The following is a 23,953-nucleotide window of genomic DNA, read 5'->3' as shown; positions in this document are numbered from 1 at the left end:
ATGAACGAGGCTTGTTAATGCTACGTATACAGGATGTCAGTACAATTTCACCCAGCGCAAATCGCGGCTTCACCCTCATTGAGTTAGTGATCGTGGTCGCGATCATTGGCATTATCGCAGTAGTCGCGTTTCCACTGTATCAAAATCAGGTAGAGCAAACCCGGCGAACCACGGCCCAAGCCGACCTGCTGGAGTTGAGTCAGTGGATGGAACGACGCTACTCGAACGGGTTCGATTACCGGGACGCTGGCGCCAATCCTGTGCTTCCCTTTACCCAATCACCCCAGGAGGGAACGGCCTTCTACGACATAAGTTTCGTTGGGAACGCAACCAGGGATACGTACACACTCCAAGCAGCACCTACTGCCGCGCAAGCCAATGACGACTGTGGCACACTAACACTGGATGAGCAGGGCAATCGGGGGGCAGCGATAGCTAATTGCTGGTAGCAGTGCAAACTCGGGATCGATGCTGGAGAGTTCAGCTAAGATCGACTGCATCGATTCTGAGTTCCCGCGGCATAGAAAACACAATATTCTCCTCACGCCCGGCAATTTCCTCCGGAACGCTGCCGCCAAGCTCTCGCAGACGGGTAATAACTTCGTTCACCAGAACCTCGGGGGCAGAAGCTCCCGCAGTAACCCCAATCGAAGTCTTACCTTCCAGCCAGGCAGCATTGATCTGGGAGGCCTCATCAATCAGATAGGCCGGCGTGCCCATCCGCTCCGCCAGCTCACGCAGACGATTTGAATTAGAGCTGTTCGGCGAGCCTACCACCAGCATCAAATCACAATCGCCCGCTAACTGCTTCACAGCATCCTGGCGGTTCTGGGTTGCGTAGCAGATATCGTCCTTGCGAGGGCCCTGGATCTCCGGGAACTTTGCGCGGAGCGCGTCAATGACGCGGGCGGTATCGTCCATGGACAGGGTGGTCTGGGTAACGTAGGAGAGCTTGCCGGGGTCTTTAACTTCGAGGTTGGCAACATCCTCCTCGTTTTCCACGAGGTAAATCTCACCGCCATTGCTGTGGTCGTACTGCCCCATGGTGCCTTCCACTTCCGGGTGGCCATGGTGGCCGATCAGTACGCATTCCCGGCCGTCGCGGCTGTAGCGCATGACTTCCAGGTGAACCTTGGTGACCAGCGGGCAAGTCGCGTCAAAGACCTTCAGGCCACGGCGCGCTGCTTCATTCTGCACTGCCTGGGAGACGCCGTGGGCGCTGAAGATAACAAGCTTGTCGTCCGGCACTTCGTCCAGCTCGTCCACGAAAATGGCGCCACGGTTGCGCAGGTTATCCACCACGAATTTATTGTGGACCACCTCGTGCCTAACGTAGATAGGCGCCCCGAACACGTCCAGCGCCCGGTTTACAATTTCGATGGCGCGGTCCACGCCGGCACAAAAACCTCGGGGATTGGCGAGTCGGATCTGCATATCAACCTGCTATTCTGGTTAGTGGGCCGGGCCTGCCGGTTCCACGTCGATGATTTCTACTTCAAACGTCAGTGTACGCCCTGCCAGGGGGTGATTGAAATCCACCTCCACTTCGTCACCTTCTACACGGCTGACAACACCGGGCAACTCGCTCTGGCGCGCGTCGGCAAAGGAAATCATTACGCCGGGTTCCAGCACCATATCGGGGCTGAACTCATGGCGCTTGAACGTCTGTACGTTATTCGGGTTGTGCTGGCCAAAGGCTTTCTCGGGCGGCACCTGGAAGCTGCCTTTATCACCAGCTTTCATACCCATCAGGTAGGCCTCGAAATTCTCCGGCAGGTTGTCATCGCCGATTTCCAGGGACGCCGGCTCTTTCTCAAAGGTCGAATCAATCACTTCGCCATCCGGGAACTTCAGGGCGAAGTGCAGTTTTACCCGGGTACCCTTGTCGACAGGCAGTTCATTCATAAGAGTTACTCACTCCTTTACGCATCCCCGTCCGAATCGGCGGGTTTGCGGAACATATCAAGTATCATCATGGCGGCACCGATAGTGATCGCGGTGTCGGCCAGGTTAAAGGCGGGAAAGTGCCAGTCCTGCCAGTAAAAGTGCAGGAAGTCGACCACGTAGCCGTGCACCACCCGATCGTAGACGTTGCCCAAGGCGCCGCCGAGTATCAGTACGATGGCAACAGCGGTCCAGGTCTCATGGCGCTGTAGATTTTTCAGCCAGTAGATCAGTACCACACTGACCACCAGCGCCAGGGTTACGAAGAACCAGCGCTGCCAACCAGAAGCGCCGGCCAGGAAGCTGAACGCTGCTCCAGTGTTATGCAGCAGCGTCAGGTTGAACATCGGAATCACCGGAACCGGGTTGCCGTAAGTCAGCATGGCGGTGGCCATGGCCTTGGTGCCGAGATCCAGAGCGATCACCAGTACCGCCAGCCAAAGCCACTTCAATTTGCTCCCGGTGACCTGCTCAGCCATGGTCGCCTCCATCAGGCGTAGGCGCGGGCTTCGCCGGGCCCTTCCACGTTGGTCACACAGCGACCACAGAGGTCGTCGTACTTGGCATTGCGGCCGACGTCTTCCCGGTGGTGCCAGCAGCGCTCGCACTTGGTATGGGCAGCCGGTGCTACGTTGACTCGAAGACCCTCGTGGGAAGTCATTTCCGCATCGCCGGCTTCTGAAACTGGCTTAACGCTGGCCTCTGAAGTGATCAGAACAAAGCGCAGCTCTTCACCGAGGTGCTTCAGATCAGCTGCCAGATCGCCTTCACAGAACAGGGTGACTTCGGCACTCAAAGAGCCTTTGATTTCACCCCGTGCCCTGGCTTCCTCCAGGCACTTGTTGACGGCCTCTTTCACACTGTACATCTCGCGCCAGTAGTCGCGGCCAAGCTCGGCGTTATCCGGCAACGCAGTAAGGCCTTCATACCAGGTTTCATAGAACACGGTATCGCTGCGCTTGCCAGGCAGGTGCTGCCAGATTTCATCAGCGGTGAAACTGAGAATCGGGGCAATCCAGCGAACGAGCGCTTCGGCCACATGGTACAGGGCTGTCTGGCAGGAACGACGAGCCAGACTGTCAGCCTGGGTGGTGTACTGGCGATCCTTGATGATATCCAGATAGAAGCCGCCCAGGGTGGCTTCACAGAAGTTGTACACCTTCTGGTAAATCCGAAGGAAGGCGTAGTTGCCATAGTCCTCATGCAGCTCTTCCTGCAATTGCAGGGCACGGTCCACCATCCAGCGATCCAGCGCGATCATGTCTTCCGGCGCGACCATATGCTGCTCCGGATCGAATCCGGTCAGGTTGCTCAGCAGGAAGCGGGAGGTGTTCCGGATCCGGCGGTAACCATCGGCGGTCTGGCGCAGGATGTCCTTGGACACGGTCATTTCGCCGCTGTAGTCGGTTGCGGCCACCCACAGGCGCAGGATGTCGGCGCCCAGCTCGTTCATGACTTCCTGGGGCGCGATCACGTTGCCCAGGGATTTGGACATCTTGTGGCCCTTGCCATCGACGGTAAAGCCGTGGGTCAGAACCTGCCTGTAAGGCGCCACGCCATTCATGGCGATGGAGGTTTTCAAGGACGACTGGAACCAGCCACGGTGCTGGTCTGAGCCTTCGAGGTACATATCCGCCGGGAACTGGCCCAGCTCCTCGCGAACCCGCAGGACAGACTCGTGGGTGACACCGGAATCGAACCAGACATCCAGGGTATCCGTTACCTTCTCGTATTGCTCGGCATCACTACCCAGCAGGGACGACGCATCCAGCTCGTACCAGGCATCGATACCGCCCTCTTCGATCTGCTGGGCCACCTGCTCAATCAGGTTCTGGGTGTCCGGGTGCAGCTCCTGGGTTTCCTTGTGGATAAACAGGGTGATGGGCACGCCCCAGGTCCGCTGACGGGAGATGCACCAGTCCGGCGACTGGTTGAACATGGCTTCGATACGGTTCTTACCCCAGGACGGCACCCAACGTACACCCTGGATCGCTTCAAGGGCATCAGCGCGCAGGTTTTCCTTATCCATGCTGATAAACCACTGGGGTGTGGCCCGGTAGATCAGCGGGGTCTTGGTACGCCAGCAGTGGGGATAGCTGTGACGGAACTTCTCGGAGCGGACCAGCTTGCCCTCGCGCTCGAGGGCGCTGCAAACCGGCTCATCGGCCTTGTAAACGTGTACACCGGCCAGCTCACCGGCGGCCGAAGTGTAGGTGCCATCCGCCTGAACCAGGTTGATAGTGCCGATGTTGTAGGCCTTGCCCACCTCAAAGTCTTCCATACCGTGGTCAGGCGCGGTATGAACCGCGCCGGTACCGGCATCGGTGGACACGTGATCACCCAGGATCACCGGCACCTGCTTGTCGTAGATCGGGTGCTGGAGAATCAGATTCTCAAGAGCCGCGCCAGCACAGGTTGCCAGCACTTCGTAGCTCTCAACCTGCCAGCGGGCCATGATGCCATCGACCATGTCGGCAGCCAGGATCATCCGCTCCGGGCCGTGCCCGACATCGGTCTGTACCAATGCATAGTCCAGATCGGCATTAAGGGAAACGGCCTGGTTAGCCGGAATGGTCCAGGGCGTGGTGGTCCAGATAACCACGGACACATCGCCATTGCCATTATCGGTGCCGAACAGTGACAGGGCTTTTGCCTGGTCAACCGCGGTAAAGCGCACATCGATCTGGGTCGAGGTCTTGTCCTGGTATTCAACCTCGGCCTCTGCCAGTGCGGACTGACCCACCACACTCCAGTAAACCGGCTTGTAACCACGCACGAGGTGGCCCTTGGCGACAATCTTGCCCAGGGCACGAACAATACCCGCCTCAACTTTGGGATCCATGGTCAGGTAGGGTTTGTCCCACTCCCCCATCACGCCCAGGCGAATGAAATCGGTTTTCTGACCGGCAATCTGCTTGGTGGCGTAGTCGCGACAGGCCTGGCGGAAGGTCTTGTAATCCACCTTCACACCGGCCTTGCCAATCTCCTGCTCCACCTTGTGCTCGATCGGCAGACCATGACAGTCCCAGCCCGGCACGTAAGGCGCGTCATAGCCCATGAAGCTGCGGGACTTGACGATCATGTCCTTGAGAATCTTGTTGACCGCGTGACCAATGTGAATGCTGCCGTTGGCGTAAGGAGGGCCATCATGAAGGATGAACTTTTCCCGCCCTTCACGCTGCTTGCGCAGGTTGCCGTAGACGTCGAGATCCTGCCAGCGCTTGAGCATTTCCGGCTCGCGCTTGGCCAGGTTGCCGCGCATGGGGAAGGCGGTTTCCGGCAGATTCAGGGTGTGCTTGTAGTCGCTCATGGTTTGTGTGCGTACTCTTTTGGTCTTGGTCAGTTTGGGTCGGTCATTTATTCGTTGGGGCGCAGCCGGGCGTTTCAATCCGCGCTTTTCACAGAGCCGTTTTCGGCAATCCACGCTCGGGCCTGGTCAAAATCCCGGGCAATCTGATCTTTCAGCTCGTCCACAGAACCGAATTTTTCCTCGTCCCGCAGGCCATGCCGGAACACAACCTCCAGGTGCTGGCCATAAAGTGTGCCAGCAAAGTCAAACAGGTGCACTTCCAGTGAGGGCCGCTTGCCGTCAACGGTCGGACGTACACCAATATTGGCAACACCATCGAATCGGGCGCCGTCGTCCAGGGTGGCGGCAACCACATAGACACCGCGCAGGGCGGGTGTCCGATGTAACAAAATATTCGCGGTTGGCGCACCAATCTGGCGCCCCAGTTGGCGGCCATACACGACCCTCCCCCGGATTCGATAGGGGTGGCCCAGCAGCGATTCGGCTTTCTCGAGCCCATTCACCGTGAGTAAATCCCTGACACGTGTGCTGCTTACTCGCTCGCCGTCGACGGTTACTGTCAGGGTATTCTCGACGGAAAATCCGGCGTCGTATCCAACTTTCTCGAGAAGCGCGAAATCGCCCGCCCGATCACAGCCAAAACGGAAATCATCGCCGACCACCAGATGACGAACGGCCAATCCATGGATCAGAACATCGTCGATAAAGCCCATGGCCGAATAACTACGGAACGCCTGGTTGAAGCGCAGGCACAGCACAATATCGATGCCTTCCGCCAGCAGGGCCTCGAACTTCTGACGAAACCCCATCAGCCTCGGCGGCGCCTCCCTGCCCTGAAAAAACTCCCGGGGTTGGGGCTCGAAAATCATCACCACCGAGGGCACGCCCAGAGCCTTGGCCTTGCTTTTGACCTGATCAATAATGGTCTTGTGCCCAAGGTGCACACCGTCGAAGTTACCGATGGTGGCGACACACCCGTTGGCGAGCGGTGAGTCCTCCCGACGGGAAAGCATTTTCAGGTTGGTCAGGCCCCGGATCAGACGCATGCAATGCGAACCTTCAATTGCCAGCTAGCTTTCAGCGCTCACTTTTACCGCAACGCTGGTGAGAAAACGCGCGATTATACCTTACCTGTGGCGGAAATGTCTTACCCGAACCCCGGCCAGCGCCAGTGCAACAAAGTAGACGGCGACGCCCGCCCCTACCAGCATCGCCATGTCCGCTGCACGCTGATAGCCTCCGTTTGCCAACCACACCGACACCGGGGCGTTGAGCCAGACAATGACAGCCGCCAGGGCACCGTTGGCAAAAAGCAGCTGTAGCAGAAAACGGGGCCAGCCGGGCTGGCTCTGCCAGGCCCCTTCCTTGCGCAGTCCGCGCCAAAGAAGGTAGCCATTCAACCAGGCCGATATTGAGGTGGCCAGCGCGAGACCGGCGTGGGCCAGCGGGAAAATGAGAATCAGGTTGAACACCATGTTTGCCACCATGGCAATGATGCCGATCTTGACCGGGGTTTTGGTGTCTTCTCTTGCGAAAAACCCCGGCGCCAGAACCTTGATGAGCATGAACGCCAGCAACCCTGCGGAATAGGCTCGCAAGCTCTGGGCCGACATGGCCACATCCCGGTCGGTAACCGCGCCATAGTGGAACAGGGTGGCAATCAGCGGCTCGGCCAACAGCGCAAGCGCCAGGGCGGCCGGAAGACCAATCAAGAGAACCGCCCGAACCGCCCAATCCAGAGTAGCGGCGAACTGGTCCGCTGACGCCGCTGCGTGTTTACGGGAAAGGCTCGGCAGAATAACCGTCGCAATGGCTATCCCGAACACGCCGAGGGGCAATTCCGAGAGCCGATCAGAGTAATACAACCAGGAAACGCTGCCGGTCTGGAGAAAGGACGCCAGAACCGTATCAAGCAACAGGTTGATCTGGCTGACGGACACCCCGAACAGCGCAGGCGCCATCAGCTTGAGAATCCGGCTGACACCTTCGTGGCGATAATCCACACGAGGCCGTGGCAGCAGGCCCAATCGCATCAGAAACGGCAACTGAAAAAACAACTGCAGTGCCCCGGCAATGAAAACACCCCAGGCCAGAGCCATCACCGGCTCATCCATCAGCGGCGTCAACCAGATGGCTGCCGCAATCATCGCCAGATTGAGAAGAACCGGGGTAAACGCGGGTACCGCAAAGCGATCGTAACTGTTGAGGATGCCGCCGGCGAAGGCTGTCAGGGATATCAGCAACAGGTACGGAAAGGTGATGCGCAACATGTCGCTGGTCAGCGCAAATTTCACCTCATCATCCAGGAAACCAGGGGCAAAGACCGCCGTCAGCACCGGCGCCCCGAGAATGGCCACCAGCGTGACGCCCAACAGCACCAAGCCGAGGGAGCCGGCCACCGCATTGACCAGCCGCTGAACGTCCGAGAGCGACTGATTCTCCCGATAGGATGACAGGACAGGCACAAAAGCCTGGGAGAAGGCGCCTTCCGCAAATAGCCGACGCAGGAAATTCGGAATCTTGAAAGCCACAAAAAAAGCATCGGCACCGGCACCGGCACCGAAATAGCGAGCGATGACCATATCCCGAACCAGACCCAGCACCCGGGACAGCATGGTCATAATACCGACGAGCCCCGACGATCTGAGCAGTCCTGGCGGCTTGGGTAATTGCTTCTGTTCAGGCGTTGATTCAGGTTCCGACGACATGCAGGCCCTTGCTTGGCATTCTGGATATCCTTTTGGCGCTCGTATTTCGGGAATTACCTGCTTCCCGGTCAAGCCCGCGTTCAGTGAGCCGCGAGTTTACCACAGGCCTTCTGTGTCGGGGCATGAAATGGGTTTTAGCCTTGACATTTGAAGGTTTGAGCGGCATAGTTCCGCGTCATTTATTTCGACGCGCTGGTTTTGGCGCGCCCGCGATGTAACGAATCATTCAGCAACGAATTTGAGATTTTCAGGAGTTTTACGGTGGCAAATTCCCCGCAAGCCAAGAAGCGCGCACGTCAGAACGAGAAGAACCGCAAGCACAATGCAAGCCTGCGTTCCATGGCTCGTACTTATGTGAAAAAGATCCAATCCAAGATCGAAGCCGGCAACTACGAAGAAGCCCAGGCCGCTTTCCAGCAGGCTCAGCCGATTCTGGACAGCATGGTCAACAAAGGCATCTTCGCGAAGAACAAGGTTGCTCGTAGCAAGAGCCGCCTGAGCGCCAAGATCAAGGCCCTGAAGAGCGCCTAATTAGCTCGATTCAGGCAAAAAAACCGGCCATCTGGCCGGTTTTTTTATGGACGAGCGATTATCACACAATCACCAGATTGTCCCGGTGGATCATCTCCTCGCCTGACATATAGCCAAGGATCTCGGTAATCCGGTCACTGGAACGGCCGGCAATAGCCCTGGCTTCGTCGGCGTCGTAATTAACCAGCCCCCGGGCGACTTCACGACCACTCTGGTCGAAGCAGGACACCATCTCGCCACGGCGAAACTGCCCCGACACACCTTTAACACCCACCGGCAGAAGACTGCGGCCACCCAGGCACAGCACTTTCACCGCACCATCATCCAGAGTCAGCCTGCCACGGGTCTGCAGGTGGCTGGCGAGCCATTGCTTTCGGGCAGCAATCCGGCCCTGCTCCGGCAATAACAGAGTACCGATTACATCACCCTGCCGCAGGCGACCAATCACGCCCTCGATGCGACCACCAACGATGACGGTGAAAGCCCCGGACCGGGCAGCAAGCCGCGCAGCACGCAACTTTGTCTGCATGCCGCCGCGCCCGAGAACACCGGCGCCGCCACCCGCCATGGCATCCAGTTCGCGATCGCCGGCCCTGCGCTCGGTCACCAGACAGGCATCCGAATGCTTCCTGGGATCCTTGTCAAAGAGGCCCAGCTGGTCAGTGAGGATAATCAGGCCATCCGCCTCAATCAGATTGGCAACCAGGGCACCCAGGGTGTCGTTATCGCCAAACCGGATCTCGTCGGTAACCACAGTGTCGTTTTCGTTCACAATGGGCACGACACCGAGGTTCAGCAGGGCTCTGAGGGTTCCCCGGCCATTCAGATAGCGCTTGCGGTCGGAGAGGTCATCATGAGTCAACAGAATCTGGGCGGTATGGATATCGTGCCGTTTGAACTGGGCTTCCCAGGTCTGCACCAGCCCCATCTGACCAACTGCCGCAGCAGCCTGCAACTCATGGAGCTGCTCTGGCCGAACAGTCCAGCCAAGACGACTCATTCCCTCGGCGACAGAACCAGAGGAAACGACAACCACCTCCACGCCATCTTCAATAAGCTCGGCGATCTGATCCACCCACAAACCCAGGGCCGCCACATCCAGGCCACGACCATCGTTGGTCAGCAAAGCGCTTCCGATCTTGATAACCAGGCGACGGGCCTGGCGCAGCTGTAGGCGTTCAGTCATGGTGCGTGAGCGATCTCTCTGGTATCAGTCCTTGGTTTACTCCGGGGCGTAGACCACTTCGACATCGTAATCATCATCGTCAAAGTCGTCGTCATCGTCCTCTTCGCGAGCCGCGCGGCGTGCCTGACGCTCGGCTTCAATACGGGCGCGAGCTTCGTCGTCCATCTGCCGGCGACGTTGGGCCTCCCGCTCCGCGAATTCCGGATTCTGGGCCTCTTCCTCAGCCTGCTCTTCGATCCAGCGCATAACGGCCTGAGCCAGGGTCTTGGTGCCCTCGCCACTGAGCGCAGAGATCCAGAAAACCGGCCCTTCCCATCCGAGCTCATCGACAATGGCCTGACAATGAGCATCGCGATCTTCTTCGGCCACCATGTCGACCTTGTTCAGCACGAGCCATCTCGGACGGTTGGCCAGTGTTTCGCTGAACTTCTCAAGCTCATGCTCGATTGCTCTAACCGCATCGGCGGGCGATGAGCCATCGTACGGTGCCACATCCACAAGGTGCAGGAGTAGACGGGTGCGCACGAGATGCTTCAGGAAGCGGATACCCAGGCCGGCACCTTCGGCGGCACCTTCAATCAGACCCGGGATATCGGCAATCACGAAACTCTGGTGCGCCTGTACACTGACAACACCAAGATTGGGTACCAGCGTGGTAAACGGATAGTCCGCAACCTTCGGGCGAGCCGCCGACACCGAACGGATAAAGGTAGACTTGCCAGCATTGGGCATGCCCAGCAAACCCACGTCCGCCAGCACCTTCAACTCCAGCCTCAGGTTACGCAACTCGCCCTCGGAACCCTTGGTAGTCTGGCGCGGGGCGCGATTCACCGAGGATTTGAAACGGGTGTTGCCAAGACCATGAAACCCGCCCTGGGCCACCTTGAGGCGCTGGCCGGCGTGGGTCAGATCTCCCAGGACCTCATGGGTATCCATATCGACCACCGTGGTGCCGACCGGAACCGGCAGAACCAGGTCCTCGCCTTTGTTGCCGGTACAGTTGCGGCCGGAGCCCGGCTCGCCATTCTGGGCCTTGTGTTTGCGCTGGAACCGGTAGTCGATCAGCGTGTTCAGCGACTCCTCGGCTTCCAGATATACGGAACCACCATCGCCCCCGTCGCCGCCATCGGGGCCACCCTTGGGAACGTATTTTTCTCGCCGGAAGCTCAGGCAGCCGTGACCGCCCTTGCCGGCTTCCACAATGATGGTGGCTTCGTCTACGAATTTCATGAATCAACCCTTTGCGCCATGCGCATAAACTAAAAAGCCCCGCAGCCTCTAGGAAGCTTTGCGGGGCTCCGGATGGTTCTGAGCACCTGATAATATCAGGATATCAGCGCCACCCAGGGTTCGACAGAACCGGATCGCCGCTGCTTACGCAGCCGGAACGATGCTCACGAACTTACGGCTCTGCGGGCCTTTGGTTTCGAACTTCACCTGGCCGTCTGCTTTCGCAAACAGGGTGTGGTCCTTGCCAATGCCAACATTGCTACCAGCGTGGAAACGAGTGCCACGCTGACGGATGATGATGCTGCCTGCAGATACAGTCTCGCCGCCAAAGCGCTTCACACCAAGTCGTTTAGACTCGGAATCGCGACCGTTACGGGTACTACCTGCTGCCTTTTTATGAGCCATTACCAGCCTCCTTATTTAAGGGGTAATTCGAGAGCCTCAGCCCTTGATACCCGTGATCTTGACTTCAGTAAACCACTGACGGTGGCCCTGACGCTTCATGTGATGCTTACGACGACGGAACTTGATGATCTGAACCTTGTCATGACGGCCGTGGCTAACCACTTCTGCGGTCACTTTGGCACCATCAACTACCGGCGCGCCTACCTGAACCTTGTCGCCGTCGGCGATCAGCAGAACGCGATCAAACTCAACGTTACCGCCGGTTTCAACTTCCAGCTTTTCCAGCTTCAGGGTTTCGCCTTCTTTTACACGGTGCTGCTTGCCACCGCTAACAATAACTGCGTACATTCACTCGTTCTCCACGATTGACCCATCCCTGCTCTTATCCACCTGGTTCTAAGGGAGGCGCTCTGGCGACCCTATAGCAGGGAGCGCAGGTTGGGATGAGTTGGGCGCGTGATTGTACGAAAAGACGCACCGCAACACAAGCCAAGTTGACACTACCTTCGGCAATACCTAGCATTGCCGCGACCTGCCTTTAATATCAACAATCGTAACGACGATAACACCAGCAAGGGATCCACAAGCCGCATGACAGCCCAGCGCATTTACGACACCGTGGCCGACGACTTCAGCCGCGTTAATGATCTGATCATCCAGCGGCTTTCCTCAGATGTTCCCCTGGTGGAGAAAATCGCCCAGTACATCATTGAAAGCGGCGGTAAGCGCTTGAGACCGCTACTGGTTCTGCTTTCCAGCCAGGCCGCCGGCTACGAGGAAAACGACCACCTCAAGCTCGCAGCCGTGATCGAATTCCTGCACACCGCCACCCTGCTGCACGATGATGTAGTAGACACCTCGGACATGCGCCGCGGCCGAAGCACCGCCAACGCCCGCTGGGGCAACGCGCCAAGCGTTCTGGTAGGTGATTTCCTCTACGCCCGTGCTTTCGAGATGATGGTGGAGCTGAAAAGCCTGCGAATCATGGACGTTTTGTCCCACGCCACGGCGGTAATCGCCGAGGGCGAGGTTATGCAACTGATGAACGTGAAAAACCCGGACCTCACCGAAGAGCAGTACATGAAGGTCATCCACAACAAGACTGCCATGCTGTTCGAAGCCGCCTCCCACACCGGCGCACTGCTTGCCAACGCCAATGCAGAGCAGGAGCTGGGCCTGAAAGACTACGGCAAGCATCTGGGCCTGGCTTTCCAGCTGGTGGACGATGTCCTGGATTACCGCGGCGACGCCGAAGCCATGGGCAAAAACGTGGGCGACGATCTGGCTGAAGGCAAGACCACCCTGCCGCTGATCCACGCCATGAACCATGGCACCGGGGAAGAACGGCAGTTGATCCGTCAGGCCATCCGCAAGGGCGGCCTGGACGATCTGCCCCGCATCCTCGATATTGTTGAGCGCTCAGGCGCAATCGAATACACCATGGCAAAAGCGCGGGAGCAGGCGGAACTGGCCCAGACCTGCCTTCACCCCCTTCCAGACTCAGGCCATAAAGAAGCCATGGAACTGCTGACCGAGGTCGCAGTCGCGAGAGTTAGCTAAGCGACTCACGCCCGTGGGGTGAGTCAAAGTCCAGCTCCGGACCAACCGGTACTATCTGAGTCGGGTTGATGGTTCTCTGGCTTACGTAGTAGTGGCGTTTGATCTGATTAATATCCACGGTCTCCGCCACGCCTGGCACCTGGTAGAGGTCCCGAACGTAGGCAGAAAGCGCCGGGAAATCGCTGATCCGCTGGCGGTTGCACTTGAAGTGGCTGTAATACACTGCATCAAACCGGATCAACGTGGTGAACAACCGCCAGTCAGCCTCGGTCAGCCGGCCACCGACCAGATACCGTTGAGAAGACAACCGCTCCTCAAGCCAGTCGAGAGAATCAAACAACGCATTGTAGGCTTCCTCGTACTTATCCTGCGCAGTGGCAAAGCCCGCCTTGTAAACGCCATTATTAACCGTGTCGTAAACCCGGGCGTTCACAGAATCAATCTCTTCTTGCAGCTCCCCGGGATAGAAATCCAGATCGGTACGAACACCCTCAAGGCCATCAAATGCCGAATTGAACATCCGGATAATTTCGGCCGACTCGTTGCTCGCAATCGTTTCTTTCTTTTTATCCCACAAGGTCGGCACTGTTACCCGGCCAGAATATTCCGGTGCAGCCTTGGTGTAGACCTGATGCATGAAGCGGAATCCATGGAGATGGTCCCGGTGCTGCTCGCTGTCGGGCCGGAATTCCCAGCCGTTTTCAACCATGTCAGGGTGCACCACTGACACTGAAATGTGCTTCTCCAGACCTTTGAGCTTCCGGAAAATCAACGTCCGATGCGCCCAGGGGCAGGCCATTGAGACATACAGGTGATAGCGCCCGGATTCCGCCTTGAAACCGCCTTCGCCATCCGGCCCCGGCGAGCCATCGGCGGTCACCCAGTTCCGGAAACGCGCCGCTTCCCGTTCAAATTTGCCACCAGTCTTGTCGGTGTCATACCACTTGTCGTGCCATTTGCCATCAATCAGCAGGCCCATAAAGCCCTCCCGTTAAAATTCCTGAACATGATGAAATCAATACAGGCAGAATACCGGGGACCCTGCTACGCTCTCAAACAAGCATTTCTGGCCAACAACCTCAGATAATTCGAACATGCATACAGCCATCACCATTGACGCCCTCAAAGTCCTTGATGCCATTGACCGCAAAGGCAGTTTCGCCGGTGCCGCCAACGAACTGTTCCGGGTTCCCTCCGCCATCAGTTACACCGTGCAGAAGCTGGAAGAAGACCTGAATGTCGCCATTTACGACCGAACCGGTCACCGCGCCCGACTGACACCGGCCGGCCGCTACCTTTTGGAAGAGGGCCGCACACTGCTCGAGGCGGCAGAAAACCTCGCGCACACCACGCGCCAGGTCGCCCAGGGCTGGGAAACGCGGTTACGGATCGGGTTCAACTCACTGCTGCCGGCGGAATGCCTGTTTCCGGCAATCCGGGAATTCTATGAGCTGGGCGTACCGGTAGATGTACAAATCGTGGAAGAGGTCTTTGCCGGAACCTGGGATGCTCTGCAAAGCCGCCGCGTGGATCTGATCATCGGCGCCGATAATTTCAGCAAGCCAGCGGGAAACTACACAACCCAATCCCTGGGCGACATGCCGTTCGTTTTTGCCGTTGCCGCCGATCATCCCCTGGCCGATGCCGAAGCGCCGCTCTCCGAGGACGAAATCTCCCGTTATCCGGCAGCCGTCGCTGCAGACACATCAAGGTCCTTGCCCCCGGGCCACGCCGGCATATTCCACCGCCAGCGAACCTTGACGGTGGCCAACATTGACCAGAAGATCGCCATACAGGTAGCCGGCCTCGGCGTGGGATGGTTGCCAAGGGCACGAATCAGCGCAGAACTGAAGGAAGGCAAGCTGGTCATCAAGGAAGTGCAGGAATCGCGACAACCAATCAAACTGCAACTGGCCAGGCATGCCGAGGACCAGGGCAAGGCCCTGATGTGGTTTTGGGACCGACTCAGCGCGGAGGGAGCCGTTTCAGACTGGCTAACAAGCTGAAAATAAAGCAAATGGTATGACTCCAACTCGAAGTCATACCAGGCAAATGAGTCAACCGTTTGCGCGGGCACTTCGTTTATACTGCAGCTGAAACCAACGCCGAAGGGAGCTCTCTGATGCGGCAACTGTCGGAACTGGATGCCTCGTTCCTGTATCTCGAGTCGGAAACCACACCGATGCACATCGGAGGCATCTACCTCTTCGATGCTTCCGAACGGGAGAAACCGCTGGCCTTCAGCACCTTTGTCGCCTACCTTCGAAGCCGCCTGCATGTTGTGCCGGTTTTCCGGCAACGCCTGAAAGAAATTCCCCTGCGCCTGGGCCGCCCCTACTGGATTGATGACCCCGATTTCAGCATCGAGCGCCACCTTGCCTACGTTAATCTGGGCGAACACGGCCGCAAGGCAAGCCTGATGACGCTGGCCTCACGGATTCTGGAAGAACCTCTGAAAAGGGACCGCCCGCTGTGGCACATCACCTTCGTAGACGGTTTCAAACTGGACGAGCAGGACACCGGCAGTGATGGCTTCGCCTTGATCGTCAAATTGCACCACGCTGCCATCGACGCATTCAGTGGCGAGGAGATTATTGGCAAACTGCTGGAGTATACGCCCGAGCCCAGCCCGATTGCGCCACCTCGACCCTGGCAGCCCAGACCAGAACCCTCGGAAGAACGGGTCATGCTCCAGGCCGGTGCGAACATCATTCGCACGCCACTGCAGTTCACCTCTCTGGCGTTCAACGCAGCCGAGGCTACAGCCCGGGGACTGATCCAGAAGCAATTACGCAAACTGCCACTCCCGCTGCCCCTGTTTTCCGCCCCAAACAGCCCTTTCAATCGGCAGATTACGGCAAATCGGCAGATTGTCGCCCCCAGCGTGGAGCTTTCGCGCCTGAAGGCGATCAAGGCGTTTCTCGGGGACGTAACGTTGAACGATGTGGTTTTGGGCCTTTGTGCCGAGGCCCTGAAGCGCTATCTGATCAGCGAGGGCGCCAATGCCGACAAATCCCTGGTGGCAATGACACCGATTTCGGTTCGTTCCAACAGCCTACGACGAGCCACCGGGAACCAGATGTCTGCCATGCTGCTGGATCTCGCGACCGATGAAACCGATCCTGCCCAGCGGATACGGCGCATACACTGGAACGCGGTTGCCTCGGAGCCCTACCGGGAGGCTATTGCTGCAGATCGGCTGACGGAACTGCTGCCTTCAACCATGCTGGCGCTTTCCGCAAGACTTTACTCGGAATTGCAAATTGCCCAGCGTTACCAGCCGGTATTCAATCTGCCAATCACCAATGTTCCCGGACCACAGGTTCCACTGTATCTGCAGGGGGCACGCCTGGTTCAGCAATACAATACGGCGCCGCTGTTCGACAGTATGGGACTGGTTATTGTAGCGGTGAGCTATGAGGGAAGGCTGACACTGAATTTCACCACCTGCCCCGATGTGGTGGCCCACGGAGAGTCATTGCAGTCTCACGTGGATGAAAGCCTCAACGCCATTGAAGCAGCCATGGAACGGCTCGGAACAGAGGCAACCAAAGAACCCATCGCAGCCTCCCCAACACAGACCCTCGCAGATGATGCCATGACCGCGATGGAGGGGCTTCTCAAGAAAGCCCTGAAACGTTTCCGGGCCTGAACCGGACCCGGAAACGGTCAAGCAAGACTCGCTTATTCGAACGCCCAACGAAGAAACGCTTTCTTTTCCTCGTCACTCGCTGTTTCCCAAATGGTTTTCAACTGTTCAAGCGCGTTTTCAGCACTTGCCGGAGAACTCCGGCATTTCCTGCTCGGCCTCCTGACGCGACTCGGGCCGATCAAATTCGAACCCATAGGTCTCCCCGGCTTCCGCCGCTTTGGTAGCATTCTGACGAGTGCAAGACAACGGCGGGCTTCGCTGACCCACTCCGGCTTTTTCAACGCAGATCCCGATTGAGACCCAACCCGTAAAATTGTAAAAAAATGTTGAATTCGCCCCGAATTGGGTTAATTTTAAACAGATCGGCAGATATTAACGCGGCGCCCGAGAAGCAAGAACGAAAAGCGGGCAGTACAGGAGACGCCATGGACACCCATCGCAGGACCGGAGAAGAAGGGCCGGTTCCCTTTCGCAGTAGTCGATTCTTCTGCGTAGGGAGCAAATGGTACTTTACCACCCGGGAAGGGTTTGACAGTGGCCCGTTCGCTTCACGGGAGCGGGCGGAAACAGGCCTCAAACGCTTTCTGCACGTGGTCCGTATGCTGCCGGAAGAACAACAGCTTCACTGACAGGCCTTCGTGCCCGTCTAGACCATGACGGGCACCAGCCACACGTCTACTGCCCACAGGCAGATCAGGGCCATGACGCCGGCAATAACATCGTCAACCATGATACCCAAACCGCCAGGCAGGTGCTGGTCCAGCCAACTGATGGGCCACGGTTTTGCAATGTCAAAAAGCCGGAACAGAGCGAACGCCCCCAGAACCCCATAGATAGTGTCAGGGAAGAGGCCAAGGGCAATCCACATCCCGACGAATTCGTCCCAGACAATGCCGCCATGGTCGTGAACCTTCAGGTCTTCAGCGGTCTTTCCGCAGAGCCAGATACCTACGATAAAAGCAGCCAGTACCACCAGCCAGTAGCCCACGGGCGGCAACCAGGCGAAGACGTACCACAGCGGAATCGCGGCCAGGCTGCCCCAGGTACCGGGCGCCCTCGCCGTTGCACCACTGCCAAAACCAAAAGCGAGCAGATGCACCGGGTTACGCAAGAATCCCGGCGGGAGTATGACTGCCGGCGCCTCCGGTTCCGGGGTCTCGCCTTCCTGACTCATAATTCACTCCTGAAATGGTCAAACCCGGCGGGCACCGCTTCCAAACCGCAATCGACACCGTCGAGATACAGGCCCGGCTCAGCTTCAACGAAGCCGATCACGGTGAGTTGGCGCTTCAGTGATTCCGGGGCACGCTCCCAGTTTTCCCGCGAGAAACACAGGCACAATTCGTAATCGTCTCCGGAGCGCAGTGCGCAGTCCAGGGCCTTCTCACCCTTTAGCCGAACAAGCGCTGGCGAAAGAGGCATCCTGGCACTCTCGATCCGGGCACCGACCCCTGATGCGGAAAGAATGTGCCCGAGATCTGCCAGCAAGCCATCAGAGATATCAACCGCCGCAGTGGCATATTGGCGTATAGCTCCTGCCAGATCCAGTCTCGGCCAGGGATGGTGATAGCGTTCGAGCACGGCAAGCATGTCAGCGGAAGGGGCAGGCTCCGAAAGATAGTCTAAAGCGGCGCCGGCATCCCCCAGGGTTCCGGACACGGCAATCAGATCTCCGGGACGGGCGCCGGAGCGTCGAATCCCGGCTCCCTGCTCTACAGTGCCATGCACCTGCAGGCTCAGGGTGAGCGGCCCGGAGGTGGTATCCCCGCCGGCCAGCTCCAGACCAAACGCCTCGCTGGCCTTTCGCAATCCCATTGAGAAGTCTTCAAGCCACTGCTCATCCACAGCTGGCAGCGTCAGTGCAAGCGTGAAACATTCCGGGTCGGCACCCATGGCAGCAAGATCGCTGGCAGCGGCGGCAAGTGCTCGCCAGCCCAGATAATCGGGACGGTAGTTTCGGGGAAAGTGGACACCCTCCACGAGGGCGTCCACAGAAAAGACAAGGTCCCGGCCTGCGGGAATACGCTGAATCGCGCAATCGTCCCCTGGGCCCAGGATCAGGGATCCGGATTCCCGCCGCCCGGCAAGCGGCAGAAAGTAACGGCGAATCAGCTCGAATTCGCCCATCGACTAGCGAGCGCGGGTCTCGGCAAGCCGGAGTCGGCCGCTCAGCTTGTCGAGAATGCTGTTAACAAATTTATGGCCTTCGGTGCCACCAAAGCGCTTGGCCATTTCAATGCCCTCGTTAATGACCACCTTGTAGGGCACATCAAGCCGATGCTTGAGCTCATAGGCTCCCAGGCGGACAATCGCCAGTTCCACGGGATCAACCTCTTTAATAGGCCGATCCAGGAACGGCTCGATCAGCTTGTCCAGTTCGCCCTGCTCGCGATGTACCCCACGGAGCAGATCCCGGAAATACAGCAGGTCGACCTTGCTCATGTCATTGTCGACCATGAACTCGGCTTCAATGTCAGAAATCGCCGTCTTGCTGAAATGACGCTGATAGAGCCCCTGCATGGCGAGGGCCCTGGCACGGCGTCGATCACCGGCTTTCGGTTGGCCAGACGGAGCCGGCTGCGGTGATGTACCTTCGGTTTCGCTCATTACTCACCCAGCTTCTTGAACAGGCTGACCATTTCAAGGGCGGTGATTGCCGCTTCGGCACCCTTGTTACCGGCCTTGGTTCCGGAACGCTCGATGGCCTGTTCGATGGAATCCACCGTCAGCACACCGAAGGTTACCGGCACGTCGGTATCAAGACTGACCGCGCCAAGGCCGCTGGAGGCCTCGCCGGCAACATACTCGAAATGCGGAGTGCCGCCACGGATAACTGCACCCAGGGCAATAATCGCATCGTACTCACCGGTTTCGGCAACGCGCTTGACGGCCAGGGGCATTTCATAGGCTCCCGGCACGCGGACGACGGTGACGTCGTCATCGGAAATACCGTGACGGCGCAGGGTATCCAGCGCGCCCTCTACCAGGCTTTCCACAACAAAGCCGTTAAAACGGCCCACTACAAGCGCATAGCGCCCGCTGCACTCGGTAAAATCACCTTCAATTACTCTGATATCTGCCATCGATGGCTCCTTCACGTGTCGCGGCATCGGGGCCACGACCGGGTTTATCATTCGGGGGTGTAGGGAACGTATTCGACCACTTCCAGATCGAAACCGGAAATGGCGGAAAATTTGATCGGCGGGCTCAGCAGGCGCATTTTGCCAACACCAATATCCCGGAGAATCTGGGAGCCGGTACCTACCGTGAAGTAAACGCCGGAGCTTCCCTTGCCAGAGGAGCCCTTACCTTCATCAAAGAATTCCTGGATCCGGTCTTCCAGGTTATAGCTGTCCTCGGCGCTGTTCAGCAGGACGACCGCGCCCCGGCCTTCCTCTGCCACCTTTTCAAGGGCGTGATGCAGGGGCCAGCTGCGAGAATCCTTGCGGCGCGCACCGAGGAGGTCCCGAAGGGTGTCCGTGATATGGACCCGGACATAGACCGGTTCATCGGGAGAAATGTCTCCCATCAACATCGCCAGATGGGTGGCTCCCTGGATATTGTCACGGTATGTCCGAAGCTTGAACACGCCGTACTCGGTGTCGAGGTCGTTTTCTTCCACACACTCAACGGTTCGCTCGTTCATGGTGCGGTAGTGGATCAGATCGGCAATGGTGCCAATCTTCAGGTCGTGCTCTTCGGCGAATCGCTCCAGGTCTTCGCGGCGGGCCATAGAGCCGTCGTCATTCATGATCTCGCAGATCACGCCTGCCGGCTCGCAACCTGCCAGTGCGGCGAGGTCACAGGATGCTTCGGTGTGCCCCGCGCGGCTCAAAACACCGCCGGGATCAGACATCAACGGGAAAATATGGCCAGGCTGAACCAGATCACTGGCTTTTGCATTGCGTGCTACCGCTGCCTGCACCGTACGTGCACGGTCTGCCGCCGAGATGCCAGTGGTCACACCCACGGCAGCCTCAATCGAGAGGGTAAACTTGGTTCCGAAGCCGGAGGCGTTCTGCTGGACCATCAAAGGCAAACCCAGTTGCTCGCAGCGATCCCGGGTCATCGGCATACAGATCAGGCCACGACCAAAACGAGCCATGAAATTGATGGCTTCGGCCGTGCAATGCTCAGCAGCCATCACGAGATCGCCCTCATTCTCGCGATCTTCGTCATCCATCAGTATGACCATCTTGCCCTGACGGATATCTTCAATGATGTCTTCAATGCTGTTCAGTGCCATATGGTTTTGCACCCTTGCGGCGCTCCGGCAAATAATTGCTGCCGGAACAACCTGAGTTTATGGATTACCGGCGGGTGAGGATCAGACGCTGATCCTCACCTACCTGACGTCGGTCCAGCACCTTCCATTGTACTTTATCTGCCATGGTCTCCAGCGGCAGATGTGCGGTCGGACGTCCCGTGCTGCCGAGGAAAACCGGCGCCTGATAGAGCCAGAGTTCGTCGACCAGATTTTCGTTAATAAACGTGCCGGCCAGAGTGGGTCCCGCCTCGACCAGCAGCTCGTTGATTCCGAGCTCGCCGAGCGAGTCCAGCAGCTCGGCCAGATCGATCCCGTTATCTTTCCAGGCGACACCGGTAAGGCTGATGCCCAGGGCCGCGAGGTCCTGGGCTGGCGCAGTGGCCAGCGTCGATGACGCACAGAACACCTGCACGTTACCGCCCTGGAGGATCTTCGCAGACGACGGTGTGCGCGCATCGCGGTCGGCAATCACCCGAAGCGGCTGCCTGGACGGCTCCGTCGCGTCACCAATATCCCCCAGTTCCTCGCGCCGGACCGTCAATGAGGGGTCGTCGGCGAGAGCGGTTCCGACACCAGTCAGAATGGCATCACTAATCGCTCTCAGACGCTGGACATCCCGACGAGCCTCAGGACCGGTAATCCACTGGCTCTCGCCGGAAGCCATGGCGGTACGGCCATCAAGACTTGCCGCCATTTTGAGCCGCACCCAGGGTCGGCCGGTGTTCATGCGTTTCATGAAGCCCGGATTCAGGCGGGCAGCTTCTTCCGCCAGCAGGCCTTCGGTAACCCGGATTCCAGCTTCCCTGAGCATATCCAGCCCCCGGCCAGACACCGAGGGGTTCGGGTCCTTGGTTGCGGCGTAGACGTGGGCAACACCAGCATCAATCAGCGCCCTGGCGCAGGGCGGCGTCCGGCCAAAATGGCTACACGGCTCCAGTGTTACATACGCTGTCGCACCCCGGGCATCCGGACCGGCCTGGCTCAGGGCACGGGTCTCGGCGTGGGCTTCTCCGGCACGTTCATGCCACCCCTCGCCAAGGACCAGATCTCCCCGGGCAATGACACACCCAACCCGGGGATTAGGGTGGGTAGAGTACCGACCGCGCCAGGCAAGCTGGACAGCCCGCGCCATCATGGCCCTGTCGCGGTTCTCAATCATGCCTTGCCTTTCGGGGCGTGGTTATCCGCCAGCGCTTTGGCAACATCCACGGCCGCCTCACCGTTGCTGGCAGACAACCTCTCGATCTCTTCCTTGAATTCGTTGATATCCTGAAAGCTGCGATATACCGAGGCGAAGCGGACATAGGCAACCTTGTCCAACTGGCGCAATTCGGTCATCACCTCTTCACCCAACTGCATGGACTTCACTTCCCGCTCTCCGGTCGCCCGCAACCGGTATTTGATCCGATTGAGAGCCGCATCAATCTGTTCAATGCTCACGGGGCGCTTTTCCAGCGCTTTCATCAGCCCGGCGCGCAGCTTTTCCTCATCAAACGGTTGTCGGGTACCATCCTGTTTGACCACCCTTGGCATCACCAACTCGGCAGATTCGAAGGTAGTAAAACGCTCCCGACAGGACAGACATTCCCTGCGGCGACGCACCTGATCACCCTCGGCCACCAGCCGGGAGTCAATCACCTTGGTATCTGCTTCACCACAGAAGGGACAATGCATAGTCAGGAGCTCCGAAGAGGAAGCCGGGCCGAAAAGTCGGCCCGACAGGTCATGCCTGTAGTCTAGCTACAAAACGATTAGCCGTAGACAGGGAAACGGGCGCAGAGTGCACTTACCTGCTCACGAACCCGGCTGTTGACCGCCTCGTCGTCCAGGTTATCGAGGATGTCGCAGATCCAGCCAGCGAGGTCGCGACACTCGGACTCGCCGAAACCACGGGTGGTGATTGCCGGAGTGCCAATGCGAAGACCGGAGGTGACAAACGGAGACCTCGGATCATTGGGAACCGCGTTCTTGTTAACGGTGATGTGGGCACGACCGAGCGCCGCATCCGCATCTTTTCCGGTAATGTCCTGTTTGATAAGGCTGACCAGGAACAGATGGTTCTTGGTGCCACCGGAAACCACATCATAGCCACGATCCACAAACACCTGGGCCATGGCGGAGGCGTTCTTCACAACCTGCTGCTGGTAGGTCTTGAAATCGTCGCTCATGGCTTCCTTGAAGCACACCGCCTTCGCGGCAATCACGTGCATCAGCGGGCCACCCTGGCCGCCCGGGAATACCGCAGAGTTCAGCTTCTTCTGCAGATCAGCGTCATCGCAGGCCAGGATAAGACCACCACGGGGACCGCGAAGGGTCTTGTGAGTCGTGGTTGCAACAACGTGGGCATGGGGAACTGGATCCGGGTAGACGCCGGCGGCTACGAGACCCGCTACGTGGGCCATATCAACGAACAAATAGGCACCCACCTTGTCGGCAATCTCGCGGAAGCGGGCAAAATCCAGCTCCTGGGAGTAAGCGGAGAAGCCGGCGATGATCATTTTTGGCTTATGCTCGAGAGCCAGCGATTCGATCTCATCGTAGTCGAGAAGGCCGGTGTCGGTGTTAATACCGTACTGCACGGCATTGTAGATCTTGCCCGAGAAGTTGACACTGGCGCCGTGCGTGAGGTGCCCACCATGGGCGAGGCTCATGCCCAGAACCGTATCACCGGGCTTGAGCAGGGCCATGAAGACAGCGGAGTTGGCCTGGGAGCCGGAATGCGGCTGGACGTTGGCATAGGCAGCACCAAACAGCTCCTTGGCACGCTCAATCGCAAGGTCTTCGGCAATATCCACGAACTCGCAGCCGCCATAGTAGCGCTTGCCCGGATAGCCTTCCGCGTACTTGTTGGTCAGCACGCTGCCCTGGGCTTCCATCACCCGGGGGCTGGTATAGTTCTCGGACGCGATCAGCTCGATGTGAGCTTCCTGGCGCTTCTCTTCCGCCTGCATGGCGTTCCAGAGTTCGTCGTCAAAGCCGGCGATTTTCATTTCACGATTAAACATGGATGCGCTGCCCCTGTGTGCTTGGCTGGCCCGGAGAGCTTTGGCGATCTCCGCAGGCTCCCTGAAAAATTGGGCCGCTATTCTATCTTACAAACGGGTAAAAAATCATCCTTTATACCGTCCGCAGATACCGGCATGCGGCCAACTCCGGTTTC

At 58.3% G+C, this 23,953-nt stretch carries 25 protein-coding genes; 6 read left to right on the top strand and 19 right to left on the bottom strand.

From position 1 onward, the window contains the following. The first annotated feature begins 17 nt into the window (after positions 1 to 17). Positions 18 to 449, top strand: a complete 432-nt coding sequence (locus tag BM035_RS15500) for a type IV pilin protein (RefSeq protein WP_169054489.1) — start codon at positions 18 to 20, stop codon at positions 447 to 449. Between the two features lie 31 nt (positions 450 to 480). Here the strand turns inward: BM035_RS15500 and ispH are convergent, their stop codons facing one another. The 6 genes from ispH to murJ all read right to left on the bottom strand — a co-directional run bounded on the left by ispH (position 481) and on the right by murJ (position 7,962). Beyond that, positions 481 to 1,434: a 4-hydroxy-3-methylbut-2-enyl diphosphate reductase gene (gene ispH, locus BM035_RS15495; protein WP_092033006.1), complete on the bottom strand. Its 954-nt coding sequence runs from the start codon at positions 1,432 to 1,434 to the stop codon at positions 481 to 483. Positions 1,435 to 1,452: 18 nt separating this feature from the next. Continuing rightward, positions 1,453 to 1,905 carry an FKBP-type peptidyl-prolyl cis-trans isomerase gene (gene fkpB, locus BM035_RS15490; protein WP_008170725.1) on the bottom strand — a complete coding sequence of 151 codons (453 nt, stop codon included), beginning with the start codon at positions 1,903 to 1,905 and terminating at the stop codon, positions 1,453 to 1,455. 17 nt (positions 1,906 to 1,922) lie between these two features. Next, positions 1,923 to 2,435, bottom strand: a complete 513-nt coding sequence (gene lspA, locus BM035_RS15485; RefSeq protein ID WP_092033003.1) for a signal peptidase II — start codon at positions 2,433 to 2,435, stop codon at positions 1,923 to 1,925. Further along, a complete protein-coding gene (gene ileS / locus BM035_RS15480; protein WP_092033001.1) occupies positions 2,435 to 5,254 on the bottom strand; it encodes an isoleucine--tRNA ligase in 2,820 nt (939 codons plus the stop codon). The genes lspA and ileS overlap by 1 nt, the downstream gene beginning before the upstream one ends. A 74-nt stretch (positions 5,255 to 5,328) precedes the next feature. After that, a complete protein-coding gene (gene ribF / locus BM035_RS15475) occupies positions 5,329 to 6,300 on the bottom strand; it encodes a bifunctional riboflavin kinase/FAD synthetase (RefSeq protein ID WP_008170730.1) in 972 nt (323 codons plus the stop codon). A gap of 81 nt (positions 6,301 to 6,381) precedes the next feature. Further along, on the bottom strand, positions 6,382 to 7,962 hold the full coding sequence (murJ, locus tag BM035_RS15470; protein WP_082814068.1) for a murein biosynthesis integral membrane protein MurJ: 1,581 nt from the start codon (positions 7,960 to 7,962) through the stop codon (positions 6,382 to 6,384). Positions 7,963 to 8,223: 261 nt separating this feature from the next. Here murJ and rpsT point away from each other — a divergent pair, with 261 nt between their 5' ends. Then, the gene (gene rpsT, locus BM035_RS15465; protein ID WP_008170735.1) at positions 8,224 to 8,493 is read left to right on the top strand and encodes a 30S ribosomal protein S20; all 270 of its coding nucleotides are present in this window, start codon (positions 8,224 to 8,226) and stop codon (positions 8,491 to 8,493) included. A 61-nt stretch (positions 8,494 to 8,554) separates the two neighbouring features. Here the strand turns inward: rpsT and proB are convergent, their stop codons facing one another. From proB to rplU, 4 genes are all read right to left on the bottom strand, one after another. Next, positions 8,555 to 9,679 carry a glutamate 5-kinase gene (proB, locus tag BM035_RS15460; RefSeq protein ID WP_008170737.1) on the bottom strand — a complete coding sequence of 375 codons (1,125 nt, stop codon included), beginning with the start codon at positions 9,677 to 9,679 and terminating at the stop codon, positions 8,555 to 8,557. 36 nt (positions 9,680 to 9,715) lie between these two features. Continuing rightward, complete coding sequence (cgtA, locus tag BM035_RS15455) at positions 9,716 to 10,909, bottom strand: Obg family GTPase CgtA (RefSeq protein WP_092032998.1); 1,194 nt, start codon at positions 10,907 to 10,909, stop codon at positions 9,716 to 9,718. 144 nt (positions 10,910 to 11,053) lie between these two features. Beyond that, positions 11,054 to 11,314 carry a 50S ribosomal protein L27 gene (gene rpmA, locus BM035_RS15450; RefSeq protein ID WP_008170742.1) on the bottom strand — a complete coding sequence of 87 codons (261 nt, stop codon included), beginning with the start codon at positions 11,312 to 11,314 and terminating at the stop codon, positions 11,054 to 11,056. 36 nt (positions 11,315 to 11,350) lie between these two features. Then, the gene (gene rplU, locus BM035_RS15445) at positions 11,351 to 11,662 is read right to left on the bottom strand and encodes a 50S ribosomal protein L21 (protein WP_008170744.1); all 312 of its coding nucleotides are present in this window, start codon (positions 11,660 to 11,662) and stop codon (positions 11,351 to 11,353) included. 243 nt (positions 11,663 to 11,905) lie between these two features. On the opposite strand from rplU, the gene ispB reads away from it, so the two are divergent. After that, entirely contained in the window at positions 11,906 to 12,874 is a 969-nt protein-coding gene (gene ispB / locus BM035_RS15440; protein ID WP_008170746.1) for an octaprenyl diphosphate synthase, read from the top strand. Here ispB and BM035_RS15435 read toward each other — a convergent pair. After that, positions 12,867 to 13,853, bottom strand: a complete 987-nt coding sequence (locus BM035_RS15435; RefSeq protein ID WP_008170748.1) for a glutathione S-transferase family protein — start codon at positions 13,851 to 13,853, stop codon at positions 12,867 to 12,869. The genes ispB and BM035_RS15435 overlap by 8 nt on opposite strands. A 115-nt stretch (positions 13,854 to 13,968) precedes the next feature. On the opposite strand from BM035_RS15435, the gene BM035_RS15430 reads away from it, so the two are divergent. From BM035_RS15430 to BM035_RS15420, 3 genes are all read left to right on the top strand, one after another. After that, entirely contained in the window at positions 13,969 to 14,880 is a 912-nt protein-coding gene (locus BM035_RS15430) for a LysR substrate-binding domain-containing protein (protein ID WP_008170750.1), read from the top strand. A gap of 116 nt (positions 14,881 to 14,996) precedes the next feature. Beyond that, on the top strand, positions 14,997 to 16,526 hold the full coding sequence (locus BM035_RS15425; RefSeq protein WP_008170752.1) for a WS/DGAT/MGAT family O-acyltransferase: 1,530 nt from the start codon (positions 14,997 to 14,999) through the stop codon (positions 16,524 to 16,526). 425 nt (positions 16,527 to 16,951) lie between these two features. Then, positions 16,952 to 17,155 carry a DUF6316 family protein gene (locus BM035_RS15420; RefSeq protein ID WP_008170755.1) on the top strand — a complete coding sequence of 68 codons (204 nt, stop codon included), beginning with the start codon at positions 16,952 to 16,954 and terminating at the stop codon, positions 17,153 to 17,155. Positions 17,156 to 17,172: 17 nt separating this feature from the next. Here the strand turns inward: BM035_RS15420 and BM035_RS15415 are convergent, their stop codons facing one another. The 8 genes from BM035_RS15415 to glyA all read right to left on the bottom strand — a co-directional run bounded on the left by BM035_RS15415 (position 17,173) and on the right by glyA (position 23,798). Continuing rightward, on the bottom strand, positions 17,173 to 17,700 hold the full coding sequence (locus BM035_RS15415) for a phosphatidylglycerophosphatase A family protein (protein WP_008170757.1): 528 nt from the start codon (positions 17,698 to 17,700) through the stop codon (positions 17,173 to 17,175). Further along, entirely contained in the window at positions 17,697 to 18,653 is a 957-nt protein-coding gene (gene thiL / locus BM035_RS15410) for a thiamine-phosphate kinase (protein WP_092032996.1), read from the bottom strand. Before thiL ends, BM035_RS15415 begins: the two co-directional genes overlap by 4 nt. 3 nt (positions 18,654 to 18,656) lie before the next feature. Further along, positions 18,657 to 19,133, bottom strand: a complete 477-nt coding sequence (gene nusB / locus BM035_RS15405) for a transcription antitermination factor NusB (protein ID WP_008170760.1) — start codon at positions 19,131 to 19,133, stop codon at positions 18,657 to 18,659. After that, positions 19,133 to 19,609 (bottom strand): 6,7-dimethyl-8-ribityllumazine synthase, encoded by a 477-nt coding sequence (gene ribH / locus BM035_RS15400; protein ID WP_092032992.1) that lies wholly within the window; start codon positions 19,607 to 19,609, stop codon positions 19,133 to 19,135. The genes nusB and ribH overlap by 1 nt, the downstream gene beginning before the upstream one ends. 47 nt (positions 19,610 to 19,656) lie before the next feature. Continuing rightward, positions 19,657 to 20,772, bottom strand: a complete 1,116-nt coding sequence (ribBA, locus tag BM035_RS15395) for a bifunctional 3,4-dihydroxy-2-butanone-4-phosphate synthase/GTP cyclohydrolase II (RefSeq protein WP_062786483.1) — start codon at positions 20,770 to 20,772, stop codon at positions 19,657 to 19,659. A 64-nt stretch (positions 20,773 to 20,836) separates the two neighbouring features. Further along, the gene (gene ribD, locus BM035_RS15390; RefSeq protein ID WP_092032989.1) at positions 20,837 to 21,952 is read right to left on the bottom strand and encodes a bifunctional diaminohydroxyphosphoribosylaminopyrimidine deaminase/5-amino-6-(5-phosphoribosylamino)uracil reductase RibD; all 1,116 of its coding nucleotides are present in this window, start codon (positions 21,950 to 21,952) and stop codon (positions 20,837 to 20,839) included. Beyond that, on the bottom strand, positions 21,949 to 22,467 hold the full coding sequence (nrdR, locus tag BM035_RS15385; protein ID WP_008170769.1) for a transcriptional regulator NrdR: 519 nt from the start codon (positions 22,465 to 22,467) through the stop codon (positions 21,949 to 21,951). The genes ribD and nrdR overlap by 4 nt, the downstream gene beginning before the upstream one ends. 77 nt (positions 22,468 to 22,544) lie before the next feature. After that, the gene (gene glyA, locus BM035_RS15380) at positions 22,545 to 23,798 is read right to left on the bottom strand and encodes a serine hydroxymethyltransferase (RefSeq protein WP_092032987.1); all 1,254 of its coding nucleotides are present in this window, start codon (positions 23,796 to 23,798) and stop codon (positions 22,545 to 22,547) included. Positions 23,799 to 23,953 lie beyond the last annotated feature (155 nt).

It is taken from the genome of Marinobacter sp. DSM 26671, assembly GCF_900112835.1.
Classification (GTDB): domain Bacteria; phylum Pseudomonadota; class Gammaproteobacteria; order Pseudomonadales; family Oleiphilaceae; genus Marinobacter; species Marinobacter flavimaris.
This window is presented reverse-complemented; position numbering and strand designations above follow the sequence as displayed.

Bases quoted from the DNA above. Each gene is read 5' to 3' on its own strand.
- BM035_RS15500 (WP_169054489.1), top strand. From the start codon at position 18: ATGCTACGTATACAGGATGTCAGTACAATTTCACCCAGCGCAAATCGC.
- ispH (WP_092033006.1), bottom strand. From the start codon at position 1,434: ATGCAGATCCGACTCGCCAATCCCCGAGGTTTTTGTGCCGGCGTGGAC.
- fkpB (WP_008170725.1), bottom strand. From the start codon at position 1,905: ATGAATGAACTGCCTGTCGACAAGGGTACCCGGGTAAAACTGCACTTC.
- lspA (WP_092033003.1), bottom strand. From the start codon at position 2,435: ATGGAGGCGACCATGGCTGAGCAGGTCACCGGGAGCAAATTGAAGTGG.
- ileS (WP_092033001.1), bottom strand. From the start codon at position 5,254: ATGAGCGACTACAAGCACACCCTGAATCTGCCGGAAACCGCCTTCCCC.
- ribF (WP_008170730.1), bottom strand. From the start codon at position 6,300: ATGCGTCTGATCCGGGGCCTGACCAACCTGAAAATGCTTTCCCGTCGG.
- murJ (WP_082814068.1), bottom strand. From the start codon at position 7,962: ATGTCGTCGGAACCTGAATCAACGCCTGAACAGAAGCAATTACCCAAG.
- proB (WP_008170737.1), bottom strand. From the start codon at position 9,679: ATGACTGAACGCCTACAGCTGCGCCAGGCCCGTCGCCTGGTTATCAAG.
- cgtA (WP_092032998.1), bottom strand. From the start codon at position 10,909: ATGAAATTCGTAGACGAAGCCACCATCATTGTGGAAGCCGGCAAGGGC.
- rpmA (WP_008170742.1), bottom strand. From the start codon at position 11,314: ATGGCTCATAAAAAGGCAGCAGGTAGTACCCGTAACGGTCGCGATTCC.
- rplU (WP_008170744.1), bottom strand. From the start codon at position 11,662: ATGTACGCAGTTATTGTTAGCGGTGGCAAGCAGCACCGTGTAAAAGAA.
- ispB (WP_008170746.1), top strand. From the start codon at position 11,906: ATGACAGCCCAGCGCATTTACGACACCGTGGCCGACGACTTCAGCCGC.
- BM035_RS15435 (WP_008170748.1), bottom strand. From the start codon at position 13,853: ATGGGCCTGCTGATTGATGGCAAATGGCACGACAAGTGGTATGACACC.
- BM035_RS15430 (WP_008170750.1), top strand. From the start codon at position 13,969: ATGCATACAGCCATCACCATTGACGCCCTCAAAGTCCTTGATGCCATT.
- BM035_RS15425 (WP_008170752.1), top strand. From the start codon at position 14,997: ATGCGGCAACTGTCGGAACTGGATGCCTCGTTCCTGTATCTCGAGTCG.
- BM035_RS15420 (WP_008170755.1), top strand. From the start codon at position 16,952: ATGGACACCCATCGCAGGACCGGAGAAGAAGGGCCGGTTCCCTTTCGC.
- BM035_RS15415 (WP_008170757.1), bottom strand. From the start codon at position 17,700: ATGAGTCAGGAAGGCGAGACCCCGGAACCGGAGGCGCCGGCAGTCATA.
- thiL (WP_092032996.1), bottom strand. From the start codon at position 18,653: ATGGGCGAATTCGAGCTGATTCGCCGTTACTTTCTGCCGCTTGCCGGG.
- nusB (WP_008170760.1), bottom strand. From the start codon at position 19,133: ATGAGCGAAACCGAAGGTACATCACCGCAGCCGGCTCCGTCTGGCCAA.
- ribH (WP_092032992.1), bottom strand. From the start codon at position 19,609: ATGGCAGATATCAGAGTAATTGAAGGTGATTTTACCGAGTGCAGCGGG.
- ribBA (WP_062786483.1), bottom strand. From the start codon at position 20,772: ATGGCACTGAACAGCATTGAAGACATCATTGAAGATATCCGTCAGGGC.
- ribD (WP_092032989.1), bottom strand. From the start codon at position 21,952: ATGATTGAGAACCGCGACAGGGCCATGATGGCGCGGGCTGTCCAGCTT.
- nrdR (WP_008170769.1), bottom strand. From the start codon at position 22,467: ATGCATTGTCCCTTCTGTGGTGAAGCAGATACCAAGGTGATTGACTCC.
- glyA (WP_092032987.1), bottom strand. From the start codon at position 23,798: ATGTTTAATCGTGAAATGAAAATCGCCGGCTTTGACGACGAACTCTGG.